The 12,895-nt window shown below is 49.7% G+C and carries 11 protein-coding genes, 2 tRNA genes and 1 pseudogene; 9 read left to right on the plus strand and 5 right to left on the minus strand.

From position 1 onward, the window contains the following. The first annotated feature begins 43 nt into the window (after window positions 1-43). The 6 genes from O3C43_22045 to O3C43_22070 all read left to right on the plus strand — a co-directional run bounded on the left by O3C43_22045 (window position 44) and on the right by O3C43_22070 (window position 7,418). Window positions 44-1,477, plus strand: a complete 1,434-nt coding sequence (locus O3C43_22045; protein ID MDA1069177.1) for a tripartite tricarboxylate transporter permease — start codon at window positions 44-46, stop codon at window positions 1,475-1,477. Between the two features lie 3 nt (window positions 1,478-1,480). Beyond that, window positions 1,481-2,707, plus strand: a complete 1,227-nt coding sequence (locus O3C43_22050) for a mandelate racemase (protein ID MDA1069178.1) — start codon at window positions 1,481-1,483, stop codon at window positions 2,705-2,707. Between the two features lie 50 nt (window positions 2,708-2,757). Next, the gene (locus O3C43_22055; GenBank protein MDA1069179.1) at window positions 2,758-3,702 is read left to right on the plus strand and encodes an RraA family protein; all 945 of its coding nucleotides are present in this window, start codon (window positions 2,758-2,760) and stop codon (window positions 3,700-3,702) included. Window positions 3,703-3,886: 184 nt separating this feature from the next. Further along, complete coding sequence (gene prpB, locus O3C43_22060; protein ID MDA1069180.1) at window positions 3,887-4,792, plus strand: methylisocitrate lyase; 906 nt, start codon at window positions 3,887-3,889, stop codon at window positions 4,790-4,792. Between the two features lie 2 nt (window positions 4,793-4,794). Next, entirely contained in the window at window positions 4,795-5,964 is a 1,170-nt protein-coding gene (gene prpC, locus O3C43_22065; protein ID MDA1069181.1) for a 2-methylcitrate synthase, read from the plus strand. Window positions 5,965-5,966: 2 nt separating this feature from the next. Then, the gene (locus O3C43_22070) at window positions 5,967-7,418 is read left to right on the plus strand and encodes a bifunctional 2-methylcitrate dehydratase/aconitate hydratase (protein ID MDA1069182.1); all 1,452 of its coding nucleotides are present in this window, start codon (window positions 5,967-5,969) and stop codon (window positions 7,416-7,418) included. Here O3C43_22070 and O3C43_22075 read toward each other — a convergent pair. From O3C43_22075 to O3C43_22085, 3 genes are read right to left on the minus strand one after another with little or no spacing between them, the layout of a single operon-like run. Continuing rightward, entirely contained in the window at window positions 7,399-7,650 is a 252-nt protein-coding gene (locus O3C43_22075; protein ID MDA1069183.1) for a hypothetical protein, read from the minus strand. The genes O3C43_22070 and O3C43_22075 overlap by 20 nt on opposite strands. A gap of 13 nt (window positions 7,651-7,663) precedes the next feature. Beyond that, a complete protein-coding gene (locus O3C43_22080) occupies window positions 7,664-9,193 on the minus strand; it encodes a sodium/proline symporter (protein MDA1069184.1) in 1,530 nt (509 codons plus the stop codon). Further along, window positions 9,171-9,632, minus strand: coding sequence for a hypothetical protein (locus O3C43_22085; protein ID MDA1069185.1), 462 nt, complete (start codon window positions 9,630-9,632; stop codon window positions 9,171-9,173). Before O3C43_22085 ends, O3C43_22080 begins: the two co-directional genes overlap by 23 nt. A 470-nt stretch (window positions 9,633-10,102) precedes the next feature. Here O3C43_22085 and O3C43_22090 point away from each other — a divergent pair. Then, a tRNA-Lys gene (locus O3C43_22090) sits at window positions 10,103-10,178 on the plus strand. A 1-nt stretch (window position 10,179) separates the two neighbouring features. Next, window positions 10,180-10,255, plus strand: a tRNA-Thr gene (locus O3C43_22095). A 37-nt stretch (window positions 10,256-10,292) separates the two neighbouring features. Here O3C43_22095 and O3C43_22100 read toward each other — a convergent pair. Further along, window positions 10,293-10,460: pseudogene (locus tag O3C43_22100) on the minus strand (DUF1501 domain-containing protein). 49 nt (window positions 10,461-10,509) lie between these two features. Between O3C43_22100 and iolG the strand changes: the two are divergent. Next, entirely contained in the window at window positions 10,510-11,520 is a 1,011-nt protein-coding gene (gene iolG, locus O3C43_22105; GenBank protein ID MDA1069186.1) for an inositol 2-dehydrogenase, read from the plus strand. Window positions 11,521-12,032: 512 nt separating this feature from the next. On the opposite strand, the gene O3C43_22110 is transcribed toward iolG, so the two are convergent. After that, entirely contained in the window at window positions 12,033-12,581 is a 549-nt protein-coding gene (locus tag O3C43_22110) for a phytanoyl-CoA dioxygenase family protein (GenBank protein ID MDA1069187.1), read from the minus strand. Window positions 12,582-12,895: the final 314 nt, after the last annotated feature.

The following is a 12,895-nucleotide window of genomic DNA, read 5'->3' on the forward strand; positions in this document are numbered from 1 at the left end:
AGCATCTGTCTACCTGTTTAGTACCCAAGGAATTCTTCTGGTGGTGATTGGAACTGTGCTGGGAATTACTATGGGAGCGATTCCAGGACTGACCGGTGCCATGTTGATAGCCCTGACCTTGCCTCTTACGTTTAACATGGATCCTATCAACGCTTTCATTCTGCTCATCAGCATGTATGTGGGAGCGGTTAGTGGAGGGCTGATTACAGCGACGTTGTTACGCATGCCTGGTACGCCGGCTTCCATCATGACGACTTTGGATGGCTACCCCATGGCTATGGCTGGTCGGCCGGATCGTGCGCTTGGATTGGGGATTACGGCCTCTTTTGTTGGAGGTTCTATTTCGTGGTTATTTTTGATTTCGCTCTCCGGGCCGATCGCCCGCTATTCGACGAAGCTCGGACCATTCGACTTTTTCGCGCTTGTGTTACTGGCTCTGGTGCTCATCGCCTCTATCGGGGGCAAGTCAATGAGTCGGGCATTCTTATCGGCTTCACTGGGTGTGCTCGCCTCCTTGCCAGGTATTGACCAGGCAACTGGGACATTGCGGCTGACCTTTGGTTTTGAGGAACTCAATGGCGGCCTGAAATTACTTCCGGTGCTCATCGGCATGTTCGCCATCAGTCAGATCATTTCCGATCTCAGTCGGCTCGACGAAAAGGTTACCATCATTCCGCTCAAGCGAACGCGTGACATGTTGTTCAGTTTAAAAGACTGGAAGGATCAGGCGGTTAATTTGATTCGATCCTCTGTGATTGGAACCTGGATTGGAATCCTGCCCGGAATAGGTGCCAACATCGGTTCGGTCTCTGCCTACAGTGCCGCAAAGTCCATGGCCAGCGCTGAGGAGATAGTAAAATTTGGTAAAGGCTCTGAGGTCGGCATTGTTGCCTCTGAGTCGGCAAACAATGCCACGATCGGAGGATCACTCATTCCCTTAATTTCTCTGGGCATTCCTGGAAGCGTTATTGATGCCATCTTACTGGGTGGACTGCTTATTCATGGACTGCAACCAGGACCGCTGCTGTTTCAACAGAATCCCGAAATGGTATACACGATTATGAGCACCATGTTTGTGTCCAACGTGTTCATGTTTCTCTTCATGTTGGTAGCGGTGCGGTATATTGCACGACTGGCGTCGATGCCGCGAAGTTTGCTGATGCCGGTGATCCTTGTTTTTTGCATCATCGGATCCTTTGCGCTCTCCACTCGCATGTTTGATGTGTGGACCATGCTTTTCTTCGGCTTTCTTGGGTTTGGGTTTGAGCGGATGAAAATACCCCTGGCTCCATTTGTGATCGGATTTATTCTGGCCCCGATCGCAGAGGAAAATCTGCAGATGGGCTTGATGGCTTCGCATGGAAGTTTCCTGCCCTTGATTCAACGGCCGGTTTCCTTGATTTTTGTAATTTCTTCAATCGCCTTACTTTCCGTTCCGCTGTATAAACGATACCGATACGGCCCGGCCAAGGATTAAAACATGAATGCCATTACCAAGATTACGACTTCTGTTAAAGAGTTCCCCCTTAAGGAGGGTGATGGAACAGACTCCATACACACCGACCCTGTGTATTCTTATGCAGTGACTCATTTGCATACCGATGGAAAGGTGAACGGAACCGGAATTGTATTTACCATTGGGGCGGGAAATAAGGAGATCTGCTCACTCATCGAAGGGATGGCGCGTTCGCTGGTCGGTTGTGACATCGAAGAACTGATGTCTCAGTTTGGAGTCACCTTCCGGCAAATGGCTGATCATCCTCAATACCGTTGGCTGGGGCCGCACAAGGGCATGGTTCATTTGGCCTTAGCTTCGATAACCAATGCCTGTTATGATTTGTGGGCGAAAGTCCGTGGGGTTCCCCTATGGCGTTTACTGCTGGATTTATCGCCTGAACAAATCGTCAACACTTTGGATCTTGGTTATCTCGAAGAAGTACTTACCAGAGAGGATGCTCTTGCCCTGTTGACGGACAACCAGAGTAGTCGCTTAGATCGGGAAGGGGTAATAGAATCCGGTTATCCAGGTTACGATACTTCCATCGGTTGGTTTAACTACTCGGACGAACAGGTAAGGGAAAACGTCAAGAAAGCGGTTGCAGCCGGCTTTACCGCGATGAAGTTGAAAGTCGGTTCGCCCAATACGGAGCGAGACATTCGTCGAGCTTATCTGGTTCGAGAGGGAGCCGGGGATGACGCCAGGGTAATGCTCGATGTGAATCAAAGCTGGACCCTGCCCAAGGCCATTTCGACCTCCAAAGCCTTAGCTGGGATGTCGCCGTTCTGGATTGAAGAGCCGACCCAACCGGACGACGTAATTGCTCACCAAACCTTGGCTCGCGAAATCGCACCCATCGATATTGCCTTGGGCGAGCACGTTTCCAATCGAGTGATGTTTAAGAACTTCATGCAAGCAGAGGCTGTGAAATTTGTTCAGGTCGACTGCACTCGAGTAGGGGGCATCAGTGAGTTCATCACGGTCAGCCTGCTGGCTCGAAAGTTTGGTTTGCCGGTGGTGCCTCATGTCGGTGACATGGGACAGATTCATCAGCACCTTGTACTGTTCAACCATATCGCCTTGGGACATGAAGCTCTTTTCCTTGAACACATCCCGCATCTTCGAGAATACTTTTTGCATCCAGCAATGGTAAGCGATGGAATCTATAAAACACCTCAAGAGCCCGGATCCAGTTCTGACTTCGTCTAATTTTCGAATCCGGGTGGCCCTGAATTTAAATCAACATCAGTAAAATCAAAATGACCTATAATACCGTTAAACGAATCGTAGTTTCCTTCGCCTGCCTGTTTGTTGGCATTTCTTTCGTTCCAGCCATGCCATTTACCTTGGACAAGGAAGCGATGATCAAATTCACACCTCAGTGGGAAGGAGAACGTTTCCCTAATGGACGTCCAAAGGTGTCCGATAGTATTCTCGAACGTATGAAGCTTGTGGATATCGAAGCGGCTTGGGTGGTTTTGAGGAACGAAGGCTACGAATATCAATTTGAGGACGGTTGGGAGCACGTTAATCCTGGTGGGGTGCTTTGCGGTCGTGCGATGACGGCGATGTACATGCCTTTACGGAAAGACGTTAATGAAGTGGTAAACACACAAGCTGAAGAGGACGGTCGTGTCGGAGCTCAGGTTACTTGGCCGATTGACATGCTACAACAGGGAGACGTTTACGTGGCAGATGTTTACAACAATAAGGATGATGGCGGCCCGATTATCGGAGCGAGCTTGGGGACGACGATTTTTTCAAATTCGGGAAACGGAGTGCTTTTCAATGGAGTGGCTCGCGACCTGGAGCAGTTGGAAAAAATCGAAGGATTCAACGGTTACGTGCGTGGTTGGAATCCCAGCTTCTACTGGGCGTCCATGATTTCCGGCATTAACGTTCCGGTGAATATTGGAGGTGTAACCGTCATGCCAGGGGATGTCATTCTTGGAAAGCGCGAAGGCGTCATCGTGATTCCCGCTCATTTAGCAGAGAAGGTGGTCAAGACCGCCGAGCTCATACGTTTACGCGATGCTTTTGGATTCGAGCGTTTGAAAGCCGGCGTCTACACGGCGGGTCAAATCGACGACCGTTGGACGGACGCCATCGAAAAGGATTTTTCCCAGTGGCTCGAATCTCATATGGATGAACTCCCGGTCCCGAAGGAGCAAATCCAGGAATTACTCAAAGAAAGAACCTGGTAGGGCCAGTTGCTCGCAACTCGGCCTCAAGAAAAGAACCTGGTAGTTTCAGTGTGATTGTATGTGGGAAGCAAGGGCACGCTTTTGCTTATCCGATGTCAAAGGTTGAGAGCCTAAGCTCTTGATAAGCGGGTTTATTTTTGTAGGTTCAGTGGAGGTGTAGTCTTTTGTTCAGTTCATCAGCCAAATGGAAAATAATAAACCATCCGAAATTACGTCTTCGCCCGGTCAACGCTTGCGGAATGCCGTCGCGGAAGAAAATCCGCTTCAGGTGGTTGGTGCGATAAATGCCTACTCTGCCATGTTGGCAGCGAGGGCAGGATTTCGTGCGCTATACCTTTCTGGTGCCGGTGTAGCGAACGCTTCCTTTGGTATTCCCGATCTGGGAATGACGACTTTGGAAAATGTTCTGGAAGATGCACGGCGAATTACCGGAGCGACCGACTTGCCGTTGTTGGTCGACATCGATACTGGTTTTGGCGAGGCGGCGGACATCGGTCGAACGATCCAGGAAATGGGACGCGCTCAAGTGGCGGGTGTGCAGCTCGAGGATCAGGTCCCGGCGAAACGATGTGGGCATCGTCCCAACAAGGCGATTGTGTCCCAAGCAGAAATGGTCGATCGAATTCGGGCTGCGGTCGACGCTCGTAGCGATGATACTTTAGTGGTTATGGCGCGCACCGATGCGCTTGCTGTTGAAGGTATCGAACCGGCCATCGAAAGAGCAGTCGCATACAAAGAAGCCGGTGCCGATATGATTTTTCCCGAAGCGGTAAGTGACCTTGGGCAATACCAACAATTTGCCGATGCTTTGGGTATCCCGATTCTTGCTAACATCACCGAGTTCGGAAATACCCCGATGTTTTCCACTTCTGAACTAAGGAGTGCCGGAGTTGGACTGGCATTGTATCCGCTATCCGCCTTTCGTGCCATGAGTCGTGCGGCCGAATCCGTTTACGCTGCCATTCGACGAGATGGAACTCAACAAGCTGTCCTGGATGTAATGCAGACACGTGAGGAATTATACGAATGTCTTGGATACTACGAATATGAAAAAAAGGTCGATGAACTGAATAAACCATCAAGGCAATAAGTATGGAATCTCCCAATTCTGAATCTAATTCTCCGGCCGGATTTAAACCCAAGAAATCGGTAGCTCTTTCAGGAGTTCCTGCGGGAAATACGGCCCTGTGCTCCGTGGGGCGAACGGGCAACGATCTTCGTTATCGCGGTTACGACATTCTCGACATTGCCGAAACCTGTGAATTTGAAGAAGTCGCTCATTTACTCATTCATGGGAAGCTCCCGAACTCCGCCGAACTTGGAGCCTACAAGGCAAAACTAAGATCTCTTAGGGGCCTTCCCGATGCCGTGAAGGCAGCGCTCGAACAATTGCCCGCTTCCTCACATCCTATGGATGTTATGCGTACCGGTGTTTCCGTTTTAGGCTGTGTGGCTCCCGAGGCGGATGATCACAGTGAGCAGGGTGCCCGCGACATTGGAGACCGCTTATTGGCGTCACTCGGCTCGATGCTTCTCTATTGGTACCATTATGTGAACAATGGCAAACGCATCGAAGTTGAGGTTGATGAGGATTCTATTGGAGGTCATTTCCTTCATCTGCTTCATGGAAAGCCACCCAGCGAGTCCTGGGTGCGCTTTATGCACATTTCCCTGAACCTCTATGCCGAGCATGAGTTTAACGCATCGACCTTCACTACCCGGGTTGTCAGTGGCACCGGCTCAGATATTTATTCAGCCATAACCGGTGGCATTGGTGCGCTTCGTGGTCCCAAGCATGGAGGCGCAAACGAATTTGCATTTGAAATTTTGAGCCGGTATCAAACTCCGGATGAAGCGGCCGGGGATATCCGTGAGCGGGTCGGGAGAAGAGAGGTTATCATCGGTTTTGGCCATCCTGTGTATACGGTTAGCGATCCGCGTAACGAGGTGATCAAACGAGTCTCCAAAGCGCTTTCTGACGAGGCAGGTGACACACGGCTCTATGATATCGCCGAACGTATTGAATCTGAAATGTGGGACACTAAAAAAATGTTTCCCAACCTGGATTGGTTTTCCGCCGTCAGTTATCATTTGATGGGCGTACCGACCGCCATGTTTACTCCACTCTTTGTGCTTTCCAGAACCTCCGGTTGGACGGCGCACATTATTGAGCAACGCATCGACAATAAAATCATTCGCCCAAGCGCAAACTACACGGGCCCCGATCCAGTTGATTTTGTGCCCATTCATCTCAGAGACTAAGTATGTCAAATCAGATAAGTAATGTTCGGCCTGAGCCGGACGAAGTTCTGGTCAAAATTGCCGACTACGTTCTCGATTACGAGATCGATAGCGAACTCGCCTACGAAACAGCACGTAACTGTTTGATCGATACACTCGGTTGTGGTTTGGAAGCATTGGAGTATCCTGCCTGTACCAAACTGCTTGGCCCCATTGTCGAAGGGACCGTTGTTCCCCATGGTGCCCGAGTCCCTGGCCTGCCATATCAACTCGATCCGGTGCAGGCTGCATTCAATCTCGGAGCCATGATTCGTTGGTTGGATTTTAACGATACCTGGCTTGCGGCCGAGTGGGGACATCCTTCCGATAACTTAGGCGGTATCCTAGCAACGGCTGATTGGTTGTCACGAAATGCAATAGCGAGTGGTGGGGAGCCGCTCCGCATGCGGGACGTTCTCACCTCGATGATTAAAGCCCACGAGATTCAAGGCTGCCTCGCGCTTGAAAATTCCTTTAACAAAGTCGGCCTCGATCACGTGCTATTGGTCAAGATTGCCTCAACGGCCGTGGTGGCTGAGCTACTTGACCTGACCCGCAAACAGATTATCAACGCACTTTCGCTCGCCTTTGTTGACGGCCATAGTTTGCGTACCTATCGCCATTCACCCAACACAGGAAGTCGTAAAAGCTGGGCAGCAGGCGACGCGACGAGCCGCGCAGTCCGCCTCGCGTTGATCGCTCAAAAGGGTGAGATGGGTTATCCATCCGTCTTAACTACACCGACCTGGGGGTTCTATGATGTTTTGTTTAAGGGTGAGAAGTTCAAGTTTCAAAGGGAGTACGGTTCTTATGTCATGGAGAACGTTCTGTTTAAGATTTCCTTTCCTGCGGAGTTTCATTCTCAAACGGCGGTCGAGTGCGCGATCCAGATTTATGGTGAGTTGGATAAATGTGGAAAGAAGCCGGAGGACATTTCACGAATCATTATCCGTACTCACGAAGCGTGCCTGCGTATTATCGACAAAAAGGGTCCACTGAGTAACCCCGCCGACCGCGATCACTGTATCCAATACATGGTTGCTGTTCCAATTATTTTTGGTCGTCTGACGGCCGGAGACTATGAAGATGAAATTGCCGGCGATCCTCGCATTGATGCCCTCCGTGACAAAATAGTTTGTGTGGAGGACAAAGGATTTACCGCAGACTATCATGACCCGGACAAGCGTTCGATTGCTAATGCGCTTACCGTTGAATTCCGTGATGGAACCGTTCTCGATGAAATCGTTTGTGAATACCCCATTGGGCACATGCGACGACGCAATGACGGGATTCCGCTTTTGGAGAACAAGTTTCGGATCAATCTCGCCCGGCGATTCGATCAAGAAAAACAGGATGCGATTCTCGCTGTTTCGCTCGATCAAACGAAATTGGAAGCCATGCCGGTTAACGAATATGTCAACCTCTTTGTTCCTTGAAGATTTGCGTCCGTGTCGAGCGTTTATATTTTAAATAGTCAGCTAATTCAGGGCGGTTGTTGGTGTCGTCTCTTCGTTCCTCGAAACGCCGAAAACCGCCGATTCTACGACGGCTCGCTCCTGCTACGCTCATCCAAGCTTCGCCGGACAAGTCGGCGAGGAGTCCAGCGAAGTTATCAAACGAAGCTGGATCGAGCCCTACCAGTTTTAGATAAATTTTGAGAACAAACACTCCGAGGACCCCATTAAAAGTCCATCGCTTCCTCTAGCAGCGGAGCAAGCGGTTTTGGTTTGGTAGCCAAAGAGACAACGATCATAACGATGATTGAAGTCATAAGGGCGACAGCTCCGATGCTGATATTCCCGGGAATTTTATAAAGGGGTGCTCCTTGCGGATACTTGGAAGCCAAGTCCAAACCCAGATTGACGACTATGCCGGTTATCGCGGCACAAGCAGCTCCTTGCCAGGTTGCGCGTTTCCAGTTAAATCCGATGGCCACCATGGGTACAAAGGCCGACGCAAACAAACCCCAACCAAATATTCCCAATATAGCGATCAGGTCACCGTGATTTCGAGCCCACAGGGCGAATACAGTCGCGGCGATAGCCAAGAGTAAAGTAGCGATGCGCGCCCATAACAGTTCATTCTGTACAGTCCGCTTCAGGATGGCTCGAGGAAAATCCCTGACGAATACGCCAGCACCGATGTTCAAAAATGAATCAGCCGTCGACATGATTGCGGCAAATAATCCGGCGAACACAATACCGGCTAACCAGGCAGGAGTATGATTCATAAGGAAGACCGGTGCGGCTTGATCCTCACTGCCTGCAGTCAAGGGCTCTGCCTGACCGGTAATTACCAGGTATTTCATTGCGAAGCCAACACTCACCCACAAAAGAGCACAGAGCATATAGGCACTCGCTCCCAAAGCGCCACTCCACCTGACCGGTTTGAAATCGCGAGGCATAAACAATTTCGTCGTCGTATGTGGTTGGCCGCAGCCTCCTAGTTTAAAGAGAAATAAGTAACTCAGACAGGCCATGGGTCCAAGGACACCCCAGGCTCCCACCGCATCATTCTGGCCTGCCGCGGTGAATGCTTCGGTTATGTTTCTGGGGCCGTCAAAAAAGTTTCCACCTCCAGAAACCGTGATAGCTATCACAAATAAAGCGACAGCCGCAAAAACCATAATAGCTCCCTGAAATACATCTGTATAAAGCCCGGCGATAATACCCCCAAAGACTGCATAGCTGATTACCACCGCCATCCCGATCACCGTCGCCAGCGTGAAATCAATTCCAAAAAACGTCGAAGCCACTGCACCGAAGGCGAGTATGTTTGTTCCTAAATACGCTATAACGCCGAGTATAATTACCAGACCGGCCAGGAAGCGACAGGTCTCGCTGTTGTACCGAATAGCCACGGCATCGGGAAGTGTTAGGATGTCGAAAAGATCGGCGAAAGCCTTGAATCGTTTTGCCAGAATTAATCCGGTGATTGCGAAGCCAAATGCAGATGGCAACGTAATCCAGAAAGACGTGGTTCCCCATTTGTAGACCAGGCCAGGTCCACCGATAAATCCAAAGCCACTCATAACGGTTGAGAAAGCCGCAAATCCCATGACAATTACTCCGGAGGCCTTTCCTGCTACAAAAAAATCTTTGGAAGACTTGGTTTGTTTGGCGGCCCAGACTCCTATGCCCAAACATACCAGCATATAAAATCCAACTATGGATAGAATCAAAGTCCGGTCATCCATCAGCACCAACCTCACTTTCCGTTCCCTTCGCTACCAGTTGATTGAGATGATCTTCTCTTTCCTGCGGCACAATTGCCCGCCGAAATCCGATTACCCACAGAATAGTAAACCAAAACGGAAACAGTGAAGGACCAAACACCATCAGTGCGGTACCCGGTTTCATACCCATGACCAAATCATCTCCGGTTTCAAAACTTTCATGCAGAAAAATAATGCCTATCAGTATGCAAAACATAATTACAAAGCCTAGTGCATAGAGCCTCCAAATCAGTATCGCACGGCCATCCTTCAGTATATTTCCGAGCCCTAAAATAGTGAAAATTCCCATAATGCACCCGGCATAAATGATTGAACGTGGAACCAGCGGAATCAAATCATCCGTGAAAATCAACACCAGCATCAAGGTGGTTAACCCTACGATTATTAACAATGGCCTGTCTTGATGGGTTTTCATTTTAGTGGAGATACTTCACGAATCTTGTGGAGGCTGGGGGAAGGTCGATTCGGATTCAAGTCTTTATTCATTTACCACCGGAGAGGGGTGTAATATCTATCGATCTCAAAAAGTGTCATGCACATCATGAGTTTATTAATTTTGTAAGCGCAGGAGTTCGGGTATCTCGTTCCAGGGGTTCAACGGTAGGGCAATGGCGTCCCCGCGATGCCGTGTTTTTTGGGGAGTAGTGAAGGTCAGTTTCGAGGAGCCTTCGACGACAGGACCGGTCGTCTTTTATACCGGACCACGATGACACTCTTGCCCTGCCTTTTTAGTAGGGTGGTTTTGTTTGAAAGCGCGCTTTTCTGGTAGCTGCGTTTTATCGCAGCTTCGTTACCTCTAACTGGTTCCTGTTTCAGACTTCTTCATTCTCCCTTTAAATTGTTTGACATCGTCGAAAACCTTTAGAGCTTTGTCCGCTTGTTTGTGCCTTCTTAGCTCAATTGGTAGAGCAGTTGACTCTTAATCAATTGGTTCGGGGTTCAAGTCCCCGAGGAGGTACCACGCCGGTGTAGCTCAATTGGTAGAGCAACTGATTTGTAATCAGTAGGTTGCGGGTTCAAGTCCCATCGCCGGCTCCATTTCAAAAAACCGCCATTTTAAGATGGGGGTTTTTTGTTAAGCAAAAATCCGGTCAAGCAGGTGTCCTTGCACGTCGGTGAGGCGGAAGTCGCGTCCCTGAAATTTGTAAGTGAAGCGCTTTTGGTCGATGCCTAGTAGGTGGAGCATCGTGGCGTGCAAGTCGTGGACAGCGGTTGCATTTTCCTCGGTATTGTAGTCGAACTCGATTAATTAGGCTTGGTATCGATCAGATAATGACACAATCATCAACGACATGAAAAAGATGAAGGTAGGTTTAACCGGTCTGGGCCGAATTGGGAAAGTGCATTTAAAAAGTCTGGTCTATCGTTTACCGGAAGTCGAAGTACTTGCCGTAGCGGATCCGGTTCCTGAAACGAAGGAAGTGGCTGATGCATTCGGAATACCGACATTTTATGACGATTTCCAGAGTCTGGTTAACCATCCGGGGATAGATGCGATTATTCTATGTTCCCCAACACCCACCCACCTGGAATATATCGAGATCGCCGCAAAAGCGGGTAAGGATATTTTTTGCGAAAAACCGTTGGATATGACGGTGGCGAAAATCCAGGCCATTGACGCAATCGTCCGCAAGTATGAAGTCAAGTTACAGGTCGGGTTTAATCGTCGTTTCGATGCCGATTTTGTCGCGGTAAGAAAGAAGGTGGCGGATGGACAGATCGGTGATCCGCATCTATTGAGATTGACCAGTCGCGATCCAAGCCCACCGCCTATCGTATACATAAAAAATTCCGGCGGTCTATTTCTGGACATGACCATTCACGATTTCGATATGGCACGGTTCATCATGGGAAGCGAGGTTACGGAGGTGTATGCGCAAGGAGCGGTGTTGGTGGATGAGGACATCGGAAAAGCCGGAGATATCGATACGGCCATCATTCAGTTGAAGTTTGAAAACGGAGCAATTGGGGCGATTGATAACAGTCGAAAGTCGGTCTACGGTTATGATCAACGGGTAGAGGTTTTTGGCTCGGGAGGCATGTCACTAAATGCCAATCATTATGCGGATACATCCATGCATTTTGATGAGGCCGGAAGGCACGGACCCCCCGCCCTGCATTTTTTCATGGAGCGTTACGCCGAGGCGTATTTCTCAGAGATGAAAGCATTTGTTGAAGCGGTCTTGACGAATAACCCCGTACCCGTCGGAAGTTTTGATGCGCTCATGGCGACGAAGATGGCCGTTGCTGCCCAAATATCTGTGAAAGAAAATCGGCCAGTTCAAATTGCGGAGATAGTTTAACTTGTAATTCCCCGTGGTCTCTTTCGCGGGGTCGGTGACTCCTATGAAACAGCGCTGTTTCATCTGTGTTCAGTCTGGAATAATCCGGTGGGGGGCTGATAGGAAGTTTGAGCATTCGAAATCGGCTGCGAGCTACCTCCTACAGTTGTATTTGCGATACGAAATGTAGGAGGTAGCTTGCTGCCGAGCATACCATTAACGATGTCCGCTCAGTCTTTTGGAGAAAGTGAAAATGATAAGTAGAAAGCGAACATCTGGTGGGATGTTTTAAGCCTTTCATACCCTGTGGTCTGCCACAGGGTTTTTATTTTCGATCCGCCGCAAAAGTTTTCGATGAATACTACTCCGTAGAAAAAATCGGACCCGTGTTGGTAGTTGAGCGATCATTGGTCATGTCGCCATTACTGCAATCTAGCCATAATCATGAAATCATGGATGGAAGGGCTGTTACAATTTCGAGGTCCCGCAGCGCCGCCTGTTTGAAGCGAAAGCGATAGGAACGCTAAACATCATCAGGCCTGTCGACGTGTGGAGTAGGCGGCCATGGCAATCCTAAGCTGTTCAACTGGCCATTGCTCGAGAAGGGCACGGTGCAGCAATTGCTGTCCGGTCTCTGGAGCATTTCCACCCACGGGTGGATCTGAATCGAGATTTGTGGGAAAGGAGTAACCTTCTGCTACCGCCGCAATCATACCGCTGATTTCGTGCTCACTCACGGTGCCGACGACTACGCGGGCCAACAATGCGGGATAAACAGCTTCAACCATGGCATCGTTGTCGATGGTTTCCATGGTCCTTCCGAACGCCGAGGAAACCTGCAGCAAATTCGCAACCCGGTCCTTGTTGGTCGAATTGCTTCCACCGGCATGGAACAACGCCGGATTAAAGAATACAGCGTCCCCTTTGGAGAATGGGATTTGGACCTTATGGTCATCAAAAAATGCCGCGAACTCCGGTAGCCGGAATGCCATGTACCCAGCGGGAAATTGTTGGGAAAACGGTAGGAAAAGTGTGGGACCCATTTCAATCGGCATGTCGCTATGTGCAACGGCCCCTTGCAAGGGTCGAAGGACGGGGTCATAGGGTCGAAGGACGGGGTCATATCTCCATAGGGTCGAAGGACGGGGTCATATCTCCATAGGGTCGAAGGACGGGTCGAAGGACGGGTCGAAGGACGGGGTCATATCTCCATAGGGTCGAAGGACGGGGTCATATCTCCATAGCATTCGAAGGTATTCGAAGGACGGGGTCATATCTCCATAATTGACAAGATAGTTTCCTTTTTATCCAGGAACTCCCTTTTACTTAGCCCGACTTGGCCGATTCGGAATGGATTTGATAAAATTTCGGTTTTTTTCGTGAGGGAGGTCCGCTT

Source organism: Verrucomicrobiota bacterium (genome assembly GCA_027622555.1).
Classification (GTDB): Bacteria; Verrucomicrobiota; Verrucomicrobiia; order Opitutales; family UBA2995; genus UBA2995.